Source organism: Microbacterium sp. bgisy207 (genome assembly GCF_057706855.1).
Genome location: NZ_JBYIPB010000004.1, coordinates 99,352 through 115,837, shown reverse-complemented (window position 1 = coordinate 115,837; position 16,486 = coordinate 99,352). Strand labels below are relative to the sequence as shown.

Below are 16,486 nucleotides of genomic sequence, written 5' to 3'. Positions count from 1 at the left end.
CGTGTCCGCTCCGATTCTGCAACTCAGTCAAGTCACCAAGAGCTTCGGCACCAACACCGCGCTCGCGGGGATCTCGCTGGAAGTGAATCCCGGTGAGGTGCTTTGCCTCCTGGGCGACAACGGCGCCGGCAAGTCGACCCTCATCAAGGTCCTCTCGGGGGTCCACAAGCCTTCGTCGGGAACTGTCGCGGTCGATGGCGCGGTGACGACCTTCAACAGCCCGAAGGACGCCAGCGCGCTCGGCGTCGCGACGGTCCACCAGTACGGCGGCACATTTCCGCTGATGTCGGTTTCTCGGAACTTCTTCGTCGGCCGCGAGCCCACGAAGGGCTTCTGGCCCTTCCGCCGCTTCGACAAGAAGACGGCGAACGAGGTTTCCGTCGCTGAGCTGCAGAAGCTCGGCATCACCCGGGTCACCGATGGCAACCGACTCGCGGGGAGCCTCTCGGGTGGTGAGCGCCAGTCGCTGGCCATCGCCCGCGCCGTGTATTTCGGTGCTCGCGTCCTGATCCTCGACGAGCCGACCTCGGCTCTCGGCGTCAAGCAGTCCACCCACGTGCTGCGCCTGATCATGCACGCGCGGGCACAGGGCATCGCGGTCGTTTTCGTCACGCACAACGTCACTCACGCGATGGCCGTCGGGGACCGCTTCGCCGTGCTCATCCACGGGAAGAAGGCCGACGACTTCCGAAAGGGCGAACGCACGCGTGAGCAGATCACCGACCTCATGGCCGGTGGCGAGGCCATGGCCGAACTCGAGGCGGAGCTGGCCGAGCTGACCGGCCCCATCCGCACGAGATAAGTGGTTGAAAGGGGGGTGGGGACGCGCTGATGCGATCCCGCCCCTCTTCTCTTTCGCCGCACCTTCCCCTATAATGTTCGTATGACAGGACAAAGTCCTTCAGAGAGAGAGAAGAGCGAGCAATGGCGACGACGCCCGATAGCCGCTTCGACGTCGTGACGATCGGCCGGATCGGTATCGATGTCTACCCTCTTCAAGACGGAGTGGGACTCGAGGATGTCGAGACGTTCGGCAAGTACCTCGGTGGCAGCGCGACCAACGTCGCGATCGCCGCGGCCCGCCACGGGCTGCGAACGGCGGTGATCACGGCCACCGGCGATGACCCGTTCGGACGCTTCGCACACCGTGAGCTCACGCGGCTCGGGGTGGATGACCGGTTCGTGGCCACAGTGCCCGACCTCAACACTCCGGTGACGTTCTGCGAGATCTTCCCGCCCGACAACTTTCCGCTCTACTTCTACCGGACGCCGATCGCGCCGGACCTCGTGCTCACCAACGACAACCTCGACCTCGACGCGATCAGTCGGGCGAAGGTCTTCTGGGCGACGGTGACCGGCCTGTCCAAGGATCCCAGCCGAACGGCACACCACACCGCCTGGGCGGCGCGCGGCCGGGCGCCGCTGACCATCCTCGATCTCGACTTCCGCCCGATGTTCTGGCCGTCGGCCGAGGCAGCCACGCGCGAAGTCGAGAAAGCGCTCGGCAAGGTGACCGTCGCCGTGGGCAACCGTGAGGAGTGCGAAGTCGCCGTCGGAGAGACCGACCCGCACCGCGCAGCCGATGCGCTGCTCGAACGAGGCGTCGAGCTGGCTGTCGTCAAGCAGGGCCCGCGTGGTGTGCTCGCCAAGACCCGATCGGAGAGCGTCGAGGTTGAGCCCTACCCCGTCGAGGTCGTCAACGGCCTCGGCGCCGGCGACGGCTTCGGTGGAGCGCTCTGCTACGGCCTCCTCCAAGACTGGTCGCTGGAGCGCGTGATCCGCTTCGCGAACATCGCGGGTGCGATCGTCGCCACCCGGCGCGAATGCTCCACGGCCATGCCGACCTCCGATGAAGTCGAAGCAGTCCTCGCGGAGGTGTCGCATGTCGCTCTCTGAAACCCTCGATACGCTGCCCGCGGAGGCGCTTGATCGACTCCGCAGCATTCGGCATTCGCAGCCGGCCGCGATCCCCATGCTGATGGCTGAGCGGTCTCGCCGTCGGCTCGTCACGGGCGACGGGCGGCTGTTCATCATCGCCGCCGATCACCCCGCCCGCGGCGCGCTCGGGGTGGGACGCAACGGCATGGCCATGGCCAACCGCTACGATCTGCTCCGTCGCCTCGCCATCGCCCTCTCCCGTCCCGGGGTGGACGGCGTACTCGGAACCCCGGACATCATCGAGGACCTCGCGATCCTCGGGCTGCTCGAGGGCAAGGTCGCGGTCGGATCGATGAACCGGGGCGGCCTGCGCGGGGCCGTCTTCGAGATGGACGACCGGTACACCGGGTACGACGTGGATTCGATGCGCGCCGCAGGGTTGGATGCCGCGAAGCTCCTCGTCCGCATCAACCTGAAAGACCCCGGAACGGCCAACACGCTGGAAGAGACCGCGCGTGCGGTCACCGCAGCCGCACGGGCCGAGCTGCCGATCATGCTCGAACCGTTCATGAGCGAGTGGGACGGGGACCGGATCGTCAACGACCTGTCCACCGAAGCGGTCATCACTTCGGTGGCGATCGCGTCCGGCCTGGGCGGTACTTCGGCCTACAGCTGGCTCAAGCTCCCCGTCGTGGCGGAGATGGAGCGCGTGATGGAAGCCGCCACCCTCCCCACCCTGCTCCTCGGCGGAGACAATGGGAGCGAACCTCACGAGACGTTCGCCGCGTGGTCGCGTGCCCTCGCCCTGCCGGGGGTGCACGGCCTCGTCGTCGGACGCACCTTGCTCTACCCGGCCGATGGCGACGTGACCGCCGCGGTCGATGCCGCGGCCGCACTGGTCCACGGCAACTGATCAGACCTCGACAAGCGAAGGAATCATCATGACCAACGTTACGGAAGCCCCGGCTGCAGACGCATCCGCGGGCACACTGCCCGTGCTCTCGCACTGGATCGACGGTGCAATCCGCGAATCGGGCAGCGGGCGCACCGCCCCGGTGTTCAACCCGGCGACCGGCCGCGAGAGCGCGCGGGTCGCGCTGGCCGACCAGGCCGAGATCGACGAGGCGATCGCCTCCGCGCAGCGCGGTTTCGAGCTGTGGAGCTCGTACTCGATCGCCAAGCGCCAGACCGTGCTGTTCGCCTTCCGTGAGCTGCTGAACGCCCGCAAGACCGAGCTGGCCGCCATCATCACCGCGGAGCACGGCAAGGTGCTCTCGGACGCGATGGGCGAGATCCTGCGCGGTCAGGAAGTCGTCGAACTCGCCACGGGCTTCCCCCACCTGATCAAGGGCGCCTACTCCGAGAACGCCTCCACGGGCATCGACGTCTACTCGCTCAAGCAGCCCCTGGGCGTTGTGGGGATCATCTCCCCGTTCAACTTCCCCGCGATGGTGCCGATGTGGTTCTTCCCCATCGCGATCGCCGCCGGCAACTCGGTGGTCGTCAAGCCCAGCGAGAAGGACCCCTCCGCATCGCTGTGGCTTGCGCAGCTGTGGAAGGAAGCCGGGCTCCCCGACGGCGTCTTCACCGTCCTGCAGGGTGACAAGCTCGCCGTCGACGGGCTCCTGAACAGCCCGGTGGTGCAGTCGATCTCGTTCGTCGGCTCGACCCCGATCGCTCAGTACATCTACGAGACCGCCGCACGCAACGGCAAGCGGGTGCAGGCTCTGGGTGGTGCGAAGAACCACATGCTCGTGCTTCCGGATGCCGACCTCGATCTCGTCGCCGACCAGGCCATCAACGCCGGGTACGGCGCCGCCGGTGAGCGCTGCATGGCGATCTCGGTCGTGCTCGCCGTGGAGCCGATCGCCGATGAGCTCATCGAGAAGATCGCCGAGCGGATCGGGCGCCTGCGCATCGGCAACGGTGCCGGCGGCGCGAACGGAGAGCCGGACATGGGTCCCCTCATCACCGGAGTGCACCGTGACAAGGTCTCCTCGTATGTCGACATCGCCGAGGCCGACGGCGCGACGATCGTCGTCGACGGTCGCGGATTCACGGTCGACGGTCACGAGGACGGCTTCTGGTTCGGTCCGACCCTGATCGACAAGATCCCCACGACCTCGCGTGCCTACCAGGAGGAGATCTTCGGGCCCGTGCTCGAGATCGTCCGGGTGGAGAGCTACCAGGAAGGCGTCGAACTCATCAACTCCGGCGCGTTCGGCAACGGAACTGCGATCTTCACGAACGACGGAGGCGCCGCACGCCGGTTCCAGAACGAGGTCCAGGTGGGGATGATCGGCATCAACGTCCCGATCCCCGTCCCCGTGGCTTACCACTCGTTCGGCGGGTGGAAGGCATCCCTGTTCGGTGACGCGAAGGCGTACGGCGTGCATGGTTTCGACTTCTTCACGCGTGAGAAGGCGATCACGAGCCGCTGGCTGGACCCGGCGACCCACGGCGGCATCAACCTCGGGTTCCCGCAGAACAACTGACCGACCGGACGCCGCGGCCCGCTGACAGACCGGGCTGCGGCGTCCCTCTTCGAGAAGGCACGATGATGAGCGCCACCGACCAGCGCTGGTTCCACCGGCGGGGACAGCTTGCCCGCGACGGCTGGGAGAGCGTCGTCGACAGATCCACCCCGGGGTGGGCACACACCGGGTTGCGTGTGGCCGAGCTGGCGGATGGAGTCGAGCTCGCGCTGACCGAGCTCGACGTCGAGCGCATCGTGGTTCCGCTGTCGGGGTCTTTCGAGGTCACGCACCGCGATGACGAGGGTTCGACGACGACGACCCTCGCGGGCCGCGCATCGGTCTTCGACGGCCCCACCGACGTGCTCTACCTCGGCGCAGGAACGAGCGGATCCCTCCGGGGCCAGGGGCGCGTGGCGATCGCGACCTCGCCGACCGCCGATCGCCGCCCCATGCGCTACATCCCGGCATCCGACACCCCGGTCGAGCTCCGCGGCGCCGGGGCATCGAGCCGGCAGGTGCACAACTTCGGCACCCCGCAGGCACTGGATGCCGCGCGCCTGATCGTCTGCGAAGTCATCACCCCCGCCGACAACTGGTCGTCCTATCCGCCGCACAAGCACGATGAACACGACCCGGGTCACGAGTCGCGCCTCGAGGAGATCTACTACTTCGAAACGGCGCCGACCCGCGGCAGCGCGATCACGGCGGACACGGATGCCTCCTTCGGCCTGTTCAGCACGTACTCCTCACCCGCGGGTGACATCGACATCAATGCGATGGTGCGAACCGGCGATGTCGCCCTCGTCCCCTACGGCTACCACGGGCCGGCCGTTGCGGCCCCCGGCTACGACCTCTACTACCTCAATGTGATGGCCGGGCCCGATGAGGAACGGATCTGGCTCATCAGCGACGACCCCGCGCACGCGTGGGTCCGGGACACCTGGGAGACCCAGGACGTCGATGACCGACTTCCCTACACCACCGACTCGAAGGAGCAGCACTGATGGGTGCCACACGACGGATGACGGTCAGCCAGGCGCTCGTCGAGTTCCTGGGCCACCAATGGACGGTCGACGGTGACATCCGCGAGCGGACCATCCCGGGGATGTTCGGAATCTTCGGCCACGGGAACGTGGCGGGAATTGGCCAGGCGCTCAAGCAGGCCAACGTCGAGCAGCCCGACCTCATGCCCTACTACCAGGCGCGCAACGAGCAGGCCATGGTCCACCAGTCCGTCGGCTATGCCCGTATGCACCGACGTCGCGGAACCTTCGCGTCTGCCGCATCCGTCGGTCCCGGCGCGACCAACCTCCTCACCGGTGCGGCCCTGGCGACGACCAACCGACTTCCCGCGCTGCTGTTGCCCAGCGACACCTTCGCAACGCGCGTCGCCGACCCCGTCCTCCAGCAGCTGGAGCAGCCCTGGGACATCGGTCTGACCGTGAACGATGCGTTCCGACCCCTCTCGAAGTTCTTCGACCGGGTGCAGCGTCCGGAGCAGCTCTTCTCGATCGCCCTCAACGCGATGCGCGTTCTGACCGACCCGGCGGAGACCGGTGCCGTGACCATTGCCCTTCCCGAAGACGTCCAGGCCGAGGCCATGGACGTTCCCGTGGAATTCCTGCAGGACCGCGAATGGCACATCCGTCGCCCCCTGCCCGAGCGCGCGGCCCTCGCCCGCGCGGTCGCGGCGATCAGAGCGGCGCGCAAGCCCTTCATCGTCGCGGGCGGCGGTGTGCTCTACTCGAGCGCCGAGGACCAGCTGCGAGAGCTCGTCGAGTCGACCGGGATTCCCGTGGGCACCTCGCAGGCCGGCGGCGGAGTGCTCGACTGGGACCACCCGCAGTACCTCGGCGGTGTCGGCGCGACCGGCACCCTCGCGGCCAACAGGCTGGCGGCCGAAGCCGACGTCATCATCGGCATCGGGACCCGGTACAGCGACTTCACGACCGCATCGCGCACCGCGTTCCAGAACCCGGACGTCGTTTTCGTGAACATCAATGTCGCCTCCTTCGACGCCTACAAGCACGGCTCACAGCTGCCGGTGATCGCGGATGCCCGCGAAGCGCTCGCCGAGCTGATCATCGAACTCGAAGGCTTCGAGGTCTCCGCGGACTACGCACAGACCATCGCTGCGCACAAGGCGCAGTGGGATGCGCTCGTCGACGACGCATTCGCCCCCTCGGGGTTGGCGCTGCCGGGCCAGCCGGAGATCATCGGCGCCGTGCAGGCGGCGAGTGCTCCCGAAGATGTCATCGTCCAGGCCGCTGGATCTCTCCCGGGGGATCTGCACAAGCTCTGGCGTGTGCGCGATCCGCTGGGATACCACGTCGAATACGCGTACTCCTGCATGGGCTACGAGATCGCCGGCGGGCTGGGGGCCAAGCGCGGCCTGCTCGCCGACGGTGATGACCGCGATGTGATCGTCATGGTCGGAGACGGCTCGTATCTCATGCTCAGCACCGAGCTGGTCACTGCCGTCGCAGAGGGCATCAAGCTCATCGTCGTGCTCATTCAGAACCACGGATACGCCTCGATCGGTCATCTGTCGGAGACCGTCGGGTCGGAGCGCTTCGGAACCTGGTACCGCACCTACGACGAGACTGCCCGCAATTTCCAGGGCGACCAGATCCTCCCGGTCGATCTCGCCATGAATGCGCGTAGCTACGGGCTCGATGTCATCGAGATCGAGCCCGGTCCGTCGGCGATCGACGACCTCGCGGCCGCGATGGCGACGGCGAAGGCATCCGACCGGTCGACCTTCATCCACATCAACAGCGATCCCCTCATCTACGCGCCCGACGGCGCCGGCTGGTGGGACGTTCCGGTCCCCGAGGTCTCGACGCTGGCCGCCACGCAGTCGGCGCGCGCCGAGTACCTCGAGCAGCAGGCGCACCAGAAGCCGCTCCTCGGCTGACGGATTCAACGAAAGAGACGAGAGACACATGGTCCGCATTGCGCTCGACCCCACGCCCTACCATCACGACTTCGGTCTGCTCGAGTTCCCCGAGGTCGCAGCTCGACTCGGCTACGAGTTCCTGCAGCTCACTCCGCATGTCGACTTCACGCCGTTCTTCCGGTACCCCAAGGCCGATGACGCGCTGGTGGCGAAGCTGAAGAAGGCGGCGTCCGACGCTGGGGTGGCGATTCCCGCCATCCTCCCCGTGCAGCGGATCTCGTGGCCGGACGAGCCGCAGCGCGAGGCCGCGGTCCGCAACTTCCGACGCATGATCCAGCTCGCCGTGGAGCTGGAGATCCCCGTGATCAACACGGAGTTCTCCGGCCGGCCCGAGCGCTCGGAGGAGTCGGAGGCCGCCTTCTACCGGTCGATGGAGGAGCTCCTTCCGGTCATCGAGTCAGAGGGTCTGCGTCTGAACATCGATCCCCACCCGGACGACTTCGTCGAGGACGGCCTCGAGGCCTGGCGTGTGCTGCGCGGGCTCAACTCGTCGGCCGTCGGGTTCGTGTATGTGGCGTCCCACACCTTCCACTACGGCGATCGCGCCGCGACTCTCCTTCCCGAGATCGGCGACCGGCTGGGCGCTGTGTACACGGCGGACACCTTCGACCACACCCGCTCGCACGGCCTGCGCTACATCTCGAACCCGCCCGGCAACGCGGCCCGCGTGCATCAGCACCTGGCCATCGGGGACGGAGACGTCGACTGGACCGAGCTGTTCGACACCCTTCGGGCGATCGGCTATCTCGATCGTGAGGACGCGCTCATCGTGTCCAACGTCTTCGCAGAGGACGAGCGCGCCGACGAGGTGTCGGCCTTCCAGCTGGCAAAGCTGCGCGAACTCATCGGCTGATCCGCGACGTATCCACAGCAGAGGCGGTCCGTGCGTGTGCGCGGGCCGCTTCGGTCTGTGCGGGCCCTGGTTCTCAGCGATCGACGAGGGTGATCTCGAATGAGTAGAGATCGGGGGAGTAGCAGTGCTCGCCGTGCTCGACGGCGCGGCCGGAGCTGTCGAAGGCCGTCCGTGCCATCGTCAGGAGGGCGCCGTGACGGGGCACCTGCAGAAGCTCGCTCTCCTTGGCCGTCGCGGCTCGTGCGCCGATGCGCTGCTTGGCCACACGGATCGTGACACCCCGAGTGCGCAAGAGCTGATACAGACCGTGCTTCTCCAGGTCCTCGGCCGTGATGTCACTGAATTCGCGCGGGAGGGTGTTGTCCATGACGGCCAGCGGCACACCGTCGGCAAGCCGAAGCCGCGTCACGTGCAGGACGCGGTCGCCGACCGGCACCCCGAGCACGGCGGCGAGCTGTTCGTCCGCTTCGCCGAGCTCATAGCGGATGAGCCGCGTCAGCGGTTTCTGCCCGCTGCGGGCAAGATCCTCGTAGAGGCTCGTCAACTCGACGTTGCGGGTGACCTGTCCGTGCACGACCTGCGTCCCGATGCCCCGGCGACGAACGAGCAGTCCTTTGTCGACGAGCTCCTGGATGGCGCGGCGCATGGTCGGCCGTGAGAGTCCGAACCGCTGACCGAGAGAGATCTCGTTCTCTAAACGCGCCCCGGCGGGCAACGTTCCGTCGGAGATCGCCGCCTCAAGCTTGGTGGCAATCTGGAAGTACAGCGGAATCGGACTGGATCGATCCAGATCGAGGAAGAAGTCCTGGGGAAGCGGATGCTCGGCCTGGGGCATGGACACTCCGGATCAACGCTGACATCAGTTTGTCTGCACAACTGTACACGAGGGCCGCTTTGTCAGCAGGTGTCTCGTCATCTGGGTCTTCCCTCCAGGTATCCTGAGCGACTAACATCGGTATGTCCTTACATTCCGACCTTTGGGAGGACACGATGACCGTGACCACCGACAACCTGCCACTTCGCGCTGCAACGGAGCAGTTCGTCACCGTGCTGTGGAACGACTCCGCCGATCCTCGCGAGCTCGAGCAGTCGATCGATTTCGGCGCCGTCGGGGCGACGTGCAACCCGGTGATCGCGCTCGCCGCAGTGAAGGCCGATCTTCCCAAGTGGGCTCCGCGCATTGCCGAGCTTGCGCGCGAGTACCCGACGGCATCCGAGTCGGAGCTGGGGTGGAAGGTCGTCGAGGAGCTGTCGATCCACGCGGCCGCACTCTTGAAGCCGGCGTTCGATGCCAGCGGGGGTCGCAACGGCCGCCTGTCGATCCAGACCGACCCTCGCCTCCACCGAGACGCGGACGCCCTGGTCGCTCAGGCCGTCCATTTCAGCTCGCTCGCCGAGAACATCATCGTCAAGATCCCGGCGACCTCCGTGGGCCTGCGGGCGATCGAGGAGGCGACCTATCGAGGCGTGAGCATCAACGTCACCGTGTCCTTCACGGTGCCGCAGGCAGTCGCCGCTGCAGAGGCGATCGAACGCGGACTCGACCGTCGCGCAGCCGAGGGTCTGCCCGAGCGTGAATTCGGGTCTGTCGTCACGATCATGGGTGGACGCCTGGATGACTGGCTCAAGGCCTGGACCCAGAAGAACCGGATCCTCGTGGATCCCGGATACCTCGAGTGGGCCGGCGTCGCAGCGCTCAAGAAGGCGTATGCGGTCTTCCAGGAGCGCGGGTTCCGGTCGCGGGTCCTCTCGGCGGCATTCCGCAACCACATGCATTGGTCCGAGCTACAGGGCGGTGATCTCGTCGTCTCGCCGCCGTTCGACTGGCAAGCTCGCATCAACGAGAACGGGATCTACGCGGAGGACCGCATCTCGGTTCCGGTCGACCCTCAGATCATCGAAACCCTCATCGCTCAGGTGCCCGAGTTCGTCCGCGCCTACGAGGTCGATGGGATGACCCCGGAGGAGTTCGACACGTTCGGGGCGACGGTGCGCACACTGCGGCAGTTCCTGGACGCCGACGAGCAGCTCGACCACATCGTGCGCGACATCCTTCTGCCGCCGGTCTGACCCGCACGTCGATCACGCCGCCCCCGACCCCGCACCGACGGGCTGGGGGCGGCGCCGTGCTAAACTGAATCTTTGTCTGCGCGCACTCCAGCACGCAGTTCGCGTTTCGTCTCCCTTCGTTCGCTCAACGGCCGGTGTTCCGGGCGGTGTCGACGTATGGAACGAGATGCAGACAAGGGATCTTGGGTGGGGCCGTCCGGCCTCACGGTATAGAAGGAGACATCACCATGGCTGCAGTGTGCCAGGTGACTGGAGCGGTTCCCGGCTTCGGTCACAACATCTCGCACTCGCACCGCCGGACGAAGCGCCGCTTCGACCCGAACGTGCAGAAGAAGACCTATTTCGTGCCCTCGCTCGGCCGGAAGATCACCCTCAATGTGTCCGCTAAGGGCATCAAGGTGATCGACGCCCGTGGCATCGAGTCGGTCGTGAAGGACCTCATCGCGAAGGGTGTGAAGCTCTAATGGCGAAGAAGGCTCAGGACGTCCGTCCGATCATCAAGCTGCGCTCGACCGCCGGCACGGGGTACACCTACGTGACGCGCAAGAACCGCCGCAACAACCCCGACCGCATCGTGCTGAAGAAGTACGACCCGGTCATCCGCAAGCACGTCGAATTCCGAGAGGAGCGCTGATCATGGCCAAGAAGAGCAAGATCGCCCGCAACCAGCAGCGCCAGGCGGTCGTCGACCGTTACGCAGCCAAGCGCCTCGAGCTCAAGAAGCAGCTCGTGGACCCCAACGCGACCGATGAGCAGCGCGAAGCCGCCCGTGTCGGCCTGCAGAAGCTTCCCCGCAACGCGTCGCCGGTGCGGCTGCGCAGCCGTGACGCGATCGACGGTCGCCCCCGCGGCGTGCTGACGAAGTTCGGCATCTCGCGTGTGCGCTTCCGCGACATGGCCCACCGTGGCGAGCTGCCCGGCGTGACCAAGTCGAGCTGGTAAGCCAGCCCGCGAACGCGATAGACCCGGCATCCTCACGGATGTCGGGTCTTTCGCGTTCCCCGCCCCGAATTCCGGCGAGACTGCAACGTGCCCGCGAGACGTCGCCGGTATTCACCGGTTTCGCGGGCACGTTGCAGTCTCGAGCAGCAGCAGGTTGCGGAGGGTGCCAACGGGCGGGCCGGCAGTCACGTCAGTCACACCCGTCACTCCCGTGACGCGACACGCCGCGAAACGGATGCCGATGGCGGGGAAATCCGCGGAATTCCGGGGTTCGTGGGTATATTCGAGGTCGGTCGGCAAGAGACCAGCCGAGAGCCACCAGCTTTCGGTCCATGCACGAGGGCGGGGACTTCACCGCCTTGGAGGACAACCACAATGGCTGAAAAGTCCATCACCAAGACCGAGCTCGTCGCGAGCATCGCAAGCGCAACCGGTCAGAGCCAGGCCACCGTTTCGGGCGTCGTCGACGCGCTGTTCACCACTGTCGCCGAGGCCGTCGCCAAGGGCAGCAAGGTCTCGATCCCGGGCTGGGTCTCGTTCGAGCAGGTCGCCACCTCCGCTCGCACCGGCCGCAACCCGCAGACCGGCGAGGAGATCAAGATTCCCGCGGGCAAGCGCGTCAAGGTCTCGGCCGGCGCCAAGCTCAAGGCTGCTGCCAAGTAAGACCCATCGTCTTCACCTCGACAAGGGGGGCGTCCGTCCGCGGACGTCCCCCTTGTCGCGCGCGTAGGCTGAAGGAATGGATTCCCGCCTGCTGCGGGCGGTCGGCCCGGCGACGCTCGTCACCGTTGCCGCTGCCGTCATGGTGGCCGCCCTCGCGTACGGCGGCGGTGCCGCGCCGCTGGTGATCGCCGATGCCGGACCTGTGGTCCGGTGGGGCCTGCCGACGACAACGCTGGTGTTCAACCTTGCGGCGGCGGGGATGCTGGGTTCGCTCATCCTCGCACTGTTCGCACTCAAGGCCGGGGACAAGCCGTTCGGGGTGGCGCTGGATACCGCATCCGTCTCGGCTGCCGTCTTCACGGTCGCCGCCGGGGTCACCGGGTTCCTCACGTTCATCGACGCGTTCAATGCACAGGTGACGATCGGTCCCGAGTTCGGCTCCCAGTTCGGCCGGTTCCTCACCGAGACCGAGCTCGGCCGCGCCTGGCTGCTGACCACGGTGTTCGGTGCGCTGCTCACGGTGCTCACCTTCGCGGTGCGCTCGTGGACGGGCACGTTCCTCGTCGCACTTCTCGCGATCGCGGCGCTCGTTCCGGTCGGCACGCAGGGGCACTCCGGAGACGAGGCCAACCACAACGCCGCCGTCATGGCAACGGTGCTGCACATCGAAGGCGCAGCGCTCTGGTTGGGGGGCCTGCTGCTGCTGATCGTCATCCGTCCACTGCTGCCGGTCGAACGGATGACGACAGTCCTGCGTCGATACTCGACGGTTGCCATCGTCGCGTTCGTCATCGTCGCGGCATCCGGGTACGTGCGCGGGGTCATCGGCGTCGTGACGTGGGAGGCGATGCTCTCCCCGTACGGAGCGATCCTCGCGCTCAAGATCGGCGCCCTCGTGGCGATGGGGATCCTGGGTGCGTGGTACCGGTTGCGCCTGATCGATCGTCTGCGCGAGAGTCGAGCCTCACGCTTCTTCTGGTGGCTGATTCTGGTCGAGATCGGGTTCATGGGGATCGCCAGCGGCGCCGCGGTGGCGCTCGCGCGCACCCCGCCCCCCGTCGACACCTCGTTGCCCGAGCTGCGCACTCCGGCGGAATTCCTCACGGGTGCGGCCCTGCCGCCAGAGCTGACGCCGTGGCAGTGGGTCGCTGCATGGGAGGTCGACCTGCTCTGGGCGCTGTTCTGCGCTTTCGCGGCGTTCTTCTACCTCGCCGGGGTGCGGCGCCTGCGCGCGCGCGGCGATCGCTGGCCGGTGTATCGCACGGTGCTGTTCCTCGCGGGGCTGGCGATGCTGGCATGGGTCACCAATGGTGCACACAACGTCTACCAGGAGTACCTCTTCAGCGTTCACATGTTCGGACACATGGCGCTGACGATGGGCATCCCGCTCCTGCTCGTGGCCGGCGCTCCCGTGACGCTCGCGCTCCGGGCCATCCGCAAGCGCGATGACGGCACGCGTGGCGGTCGGGAGTGGATCCTCTGGGCGATCCATACGCCTTTCGCGAAGGTCGTCACCAACCCCTTCTTCGCCGCCGGGAACTTCGTGCTCTCCCTGTGGCTGTTCTACTACACCGACCTGTTCCGGTGGACCCTGTACGACCACCTGGGGCATGAGTGGATGGTCTTCCACTTCCTGCTCACGGGGTACCTCTTCGTGCTGTCGCTGATCGGTATCGACCCCGTGCCGTACCGGCTCCCGTACCCGTTCCGGCTGCTCGTGCTCATCGGAGTGATGGCGATGCACGCATTCTTCGGTATCGCGATCATGATGAACAGCGGGCTGATGGTCGCGGAGTGGTTCGGTGCGATGGGCCGTACCTGGGGGCCGACGCCGCTGGAGGACCAGTACATCGGGGGCGGTATCGCATGGTCGATCGGCGAGATACCCACCCTCATCCTCGCCATCACCGTCGCCATACAGTGGAGCCGCAGCGACGAGCGTGCCCAGCGACGTGAGGACCGGAAGGCCGATCGCACGGCGGATGCCGAACTCGAGGAGTACAACGCGCGGCTGGCCGAACTCGCCGAGCGTGACGCGCGCGTCGGTCGCTGACCGCCGGCGGCCTCAGCCGAGAAGGATCGAGGCGGTTCCGTCGGGGAGGATGTCGATCGTCCCGGTGACGACGAACGGGACGTCGACGCTCACGTCGCTCACGCTGCCATCGAAGAGGGAACGCACGCGAAGCTCGATGTGAGCCATGGCGGGGGACTCGACGATGCGCCATCCGGCACCGTCAGCGACGAGACGTACAGTCGGGTCTTGCGCGATCGACCAGGTCGGGAGAGTCACGATGCGGTCCGAAAGCTCGAACCCGAAGGGGCACGCGGTGGGTTGCAGCACCTGCTGTTGCGTGCATTCCTCGAGGAACGCATCGACCTTGTCCTGCACGAGCGCCACGAACTCGTCGGATGCGGTCGCCGTGACCGTCACCGGAACGCTCGCGAACGGCACGTCGGAGAGCATTGCCACTCCGGGAGAACTGGCGATCGGTGTATCGACGGTGACCGAGTAGATCCCCGGTGAGAAGACGAGGAGGGGAATGGAGGCAGACAGGTCGGCGGCGGCGCCGTCGGGCGACACTTGGCGTTTGTCGACGGTGAACCCGTTGACCGCGAACTCCGATGAGCCGTTCACGGTGAGGTCCATCACCGCGATCGGGCTCTGGGCGAACTCCCACCGGGGGAAGATCCCGATCATGCCGTCCTGCACGACCGAGAACGTCGTGGTCGCGTCGTGGCGACCGGCCGTGTACGCCAGGGTGACCGACACCGTGCCATCGACCTCGGTTTCCGACATGGCGCGGATGTTCGACAGGGGGCCGAGGGCGCTGGCGCGCAGGAGGTCCTCCGACGCGTTGGCGGGAAGGCCCGCGGCCTCCAGCTCGGCCGAATCGACGGCGACGCCCGGTAGGGCGAGGGCCTGGGTCGCGTCGCCGTCGGCCAGCAGGTTCGCGTACCGTACGACGAACGCTGACGCGCTGTAGAACTGCGTGTAGAGCGTGGCGCCCGCCGCCAGAAACGCGCCGATCAGGAGCACGCCCACGATCGACAGCAGAATCAGGTCCCCGGTGGGTGACCGGCGACGACCGCGCCGTCCGCGGCGGCGCACTGGCGTCGCCTCCGGGACCTCGATCACCTCCGCGGGCACGCCGGCAGCAACGCCCGACGTGCTCTCCCCCGAGGTGCTCACAGGACCAGTCTAGGAACGACCCGCTGAGAGGACGCCCCGCCGCGACGAGTGCTGGGTAGCATGGCCCGGTGCAGGCGCCCGATCTCTCCGCAGAACAGGAGGCGCTGTTCCGGCTCATCGAGGACACGCGCGACCACGTGTTCGTGACGGGTCGAGCGGGCACCGGCAAGTCGACGCTGCTGCAGCACCTGTCCTACCGCACGAGCAAGCAGATCGCGGTGTGCGCGCCGACCGGGGTCGCGGCGCTGAACGTCGAGGGCCAGACGATCCACTCGCTCCTGCGGCTGCCCATCGGGCTCATCGCCGACGCCGAGCTCGAGCATCCGGATGCCACCCGAAAACTGCTCAACGCCATCGACACGCTCGTGATCGACGAGATCTCGATGGTCAATGCCGACGTCATGGACGCGATCGATCGTTCGCTGCGCCAAGCTCGCGGACGCCGCGCCGAACCGTTCGGCGGCGTGCAGATCGTGATGTTCGGTGACCCGTACCAACTCGCTCCGGTCCCGCCGCGACAGGGGGACGAGCAGCGATACATCCGCGATCACTACCGGTCGTTCTGGTTCTTCGACGCGCGTGTGTGGGCGGGGTCGGATGCCGCGCTCCCGGGAACGGAGGGCTCGTCCCTCCTGGACCTGGGGCGCTACGGCGCGGCGTTGCAGATCCGCGAGCTCGCCGAGATCCACCGGCAATCCGATCCCGAGTTCCGACGGATGCTGGGTGCCGTTCGCCACGGTCGGGTCACCGCCGACATCGCCCAGGTCCTCAACGACACCGGTGCCCGCACGCCGCCCACCGGTGGTGCCGACGAGCCGCCGATCATCACGCTGGCCACCCGCAACGACATCGTCAATCGGATCAACCGCACGCATCTGGAGGCGCTCCCCGGGGCCATGCAGACGGCGCACGCCGAGATCAGTGGTGACTTCGGACGCGGAGATTCCGCATATCCCGCTGACGCGCAGCTGCAGCTCAAGGTCGGGGCGCAGGTGATGTTCCTGCGCAACGATGTCTCGACGTTCGGGCAACCTCCGCGGTGGGTCAATGGCACCATCGGAACAGTCACGCGCATCGCGGGCGGCACCGTGCGGGTGGAGGTCGACGGCGAGCAGATGGATGTCGAACCCGCGGTGTGGGAGAGGTTCCGCTACGCGTACAACTCGTCGACCCGGTCGATCTCGCGCGAGATCGTTGCGGAGTTCACCCAGTTCCCGCTGCGCTTGGCGTGGGCGGTCACGATCCACAAGTCGCAGGGCAAGACGTATGACCGGGCCATCATCGACCTCGGGTCGGGTGCGTTCGCGCCCGGGCAAACGTACGTGGCGCTGAGCCGTCTGACCTCGCTCGAGGGTCTCTACCTGTCGCGGCCGTTGCGGCCTCGTGACATCCAGGTCGACCCGGACGTGCAGCGGTTCATGGCCGCGGTGCGCGCCGGAGGCTGACGGCGCCTC

General features: G+C 67.0%; 16 protein-coding genes. 14 read left to right on the top strand and 2 right to left on the bottom strand.

Annotated features, from left to right (window positions below):
* Position 1 precedes the first annotated feature (1 nt).
* The 7 genes from AC3ENO_RS05020 (at position 2) to AC3ENO_RS04990 (ending at position 8,167) form a co-directional block, all read left to right on the top strand.
* The gene (locus AC3ENO_RS05020) at positions 2–802 is read left to right on the top strand and encodes an ATP-binding cassette domain-containing protein (protein ID WP_434969526.1); all 801 of its coding nucleotides are present in this window, start codon (positions 2–4) and stop codon (positions 800–802) included.
* Between the two features lie 122 nt (positions 803–924).
* Positions 925–1,896: a 5-dehydro-2-deoxygluconokinase gene (gene iolC, locus AC3ENO_RS05015; protein WP_434969525.1), complete on the top strand. Its 972-nt coding sequence runs from the start codon at positions 925–927 to the stop codon at positions 1,894–1,896.
* The gene (locus AC3ENO_RS05010; RefSeq protein WP_434969524.1) at positions 1,883–2,791 is read left to right on the top strand and encodes a Cgl0159 family (beta/alpha)8-fold protein; all 909 of its coding nucleotides are present in this window, start codon (positions 1,883–1,885) and stop codon (positions 2,789–2,791) included. Before iolC ends, AC3ENO_RS05010 begins: the two co-directional genes overlap by 14 nt.
* A 28-nt stretch (positions 2,792–2,819) precedes the next feature.
* Positions 2,820–4,373 carry a CoA-acylating methylmalonate-semialdehyde dehydrogenase gene (locus tag AC3ENO_RS05005; RefSeq protein ID WP_434969523.1) on the top strand — a complete coding sequence of 518 codons (1,554 nt, stop codon included), beginning with the start codon at positions 2,820–2,822 and terminating at the stop codon, positions 4,371–4,373.
* A 65-nt stretch (positions 4,374–4,438) separates the two neighbouring features.
* Positions 4,439–5,359 carry a 5-deoxy-glucuronate isomerase gene (gene iolB / locus AC3ENO_RS05000; protein ID WP_434969633.1) on the top strand — a complete coding sequence of 307 codons (921 nt, stop codon included), beginning with the start codon at positions 4,439–4,441 and terminating at the stop codon, positions 5,357–5,359.
* Complete coding sequence (gene iolD, locus AC3ENO_RS04995) at positions 5,359–7,272, top strand: 3D-(3,5/4)-trihydroxycyclohexane-1,2-dione acylhydrolase (decyclizing) (protein ID WP_434969522.1); 1,914 nt, start codon at positions 5,359–5,361, stop codon at positions 7,270–7,272. Before iolB ends, iolD begins: the two co-directional genes overlap by 1 nt.
* A gap of 28 nt (positions 7,273–7,300) precedes the next feature.
* The gene (locus tag AC3ENO_RS04990) at positions 7,301–8,167 is read left to right on the top strand and encodes a sugar phosphate isomerase/epimerase family protein (protein ID WP_434969521.1); all 867 of its coding nucleotides are present in this window, start codon (positions 7,301–7,303) and stop codon (positions 8,165–8,167) included.
* A gap of 73 nt (positions 8,168–8,240) precedes the next feature.
* On the opposite strand, the gene AC3ENO_RS04985 is transcribed toward AC3ENO_RS04990, so the two are convergent.
* Positions 8,241–9,002: a GntR family transcriptional regulator gene (locus AC3ENO_RS04985; RefSeq protein WP_434969520.1), complete on the bottom strand. Its 762-nt coding sequence runs from the start codon at positions 9,000–9,002 to the stop codon at positions 8,241–8,243.
* Between the two features lie 155 nt (positions 9,003–9,157).
* Between AC3ENO_RS04985 and AC3ENO_RS04980 the strand changes: the two genes are divergently transcribed.
* From AC3ENO_RS04980 to AC3ENO_RS04955, 6 genes are all read left to right on the top strand, one after another.
* A complete protein-coding gene (locus AC3ENO_RS04980) occupies positions 9,158–10,237 on the top strand; it encodes a transaldolase family protein (protein WP_434969519.1) in 1,080 nt (359 codons plus the stop codon).
* A 227-nt stretch (positions 10,238–10,464) separates the two neighbouring features.
* Positions 10,465–10,701 carry a 50S ribosomal protein L28 gene (gene rpmB, locus AC3ENO_RS04975; protein WP_055987914.1) on the top strand — a complete coding sequence of 79 codons (237 nt, stop codon included), beginning with the start codon at positions 10,465–10,467 and terminating at the stop codon, positions 10,699–10,701.
* Positions 10,701–10,871: a 50S ribosomal protein L33 gene (gene rpmG / locus AC3ENO_RS04970; RefSeq protein ID WP_005051772.1), complete on the top strand. Its 171-nt coding sequence runs from the start codon at positions 10,701–10,703 to the stop codon at positions 10,869–10,871. Before rpmB ends, rpmG begins: the two co-directional genes overlap by 1 nt.
* Positions 10,872–10,873: 2 nt before the next feature.
* Positions 10,874–11,179, top strand: coding sequence for a 30S ribosomal protein S14 (gene rpsN, locus AC3ENO_RS04965; protein WP_292707051.1), 306 nt, complete (start codon positions 10,874–10,876; stop codon positions 11,177–11,179).
* 375 nt (positions 11,180–11,554) lie between these two features.
* On the top strand, positions 11,555–11,842 hold the full coding sequence (locus AC3ENO_RS04960) for an HU family DNA-binding protein (RefSeq protein ID WP_195692545.1): 288 nt from the start codon (positions 11,555–11,557) through the stop codon (positions 11,840–11,842).
* A gap of 76 nt (positions 11,843–11,918) precedes the next feature.
* Positions 11,919–13,895, top strand: a complete 1,977-nt coding sequence (locus AC3ENO_RS04955; protein WP_434969518.1) for a bifunctional copper resistance protein CopD/cytochrome c oxidase assembly protein — start codon at positions 11,919–11,921, stop codon at positions 13,893–13,895.
* A gap of 12 nt (positions 13,896–13,907) precedes the next feature.
* Here AC3ENO_RS04955 and AC3ENO_RS04950 read toward each other — a convergent pair whose 3' ends face one another.
* Positions 13,908–15,032, bottom strand: a complete 1,125-nt coding sequence (locus AC3ENO_RS04950; protein ID WP_434969517.1) for a hypothetical protein — start codon at positions 15,030–15,032, stop codon at positions 13,908–13,910.
* A 68-nt stretch (positions 15,033–15,100) separates the two neighbouring features.
* Here AC3ENO_RS04950 and AC3ENO_RS04945 point away from each other — a divergent pair, with 68 nt between their 5' ends.
* Complete coding sequence (locus tag AC3ENO_RS04945) at positions 15,101–16,477, top strand: ATP-dependent DNA helicase (RefSeq protein WP_434969516.1); 1,377 nt, start codon at positions 15,101–15,103, stop codon at positions 16,475–16,477.
* Positions 16,478–16,486 lie beyond the last annotated feature (9 nt).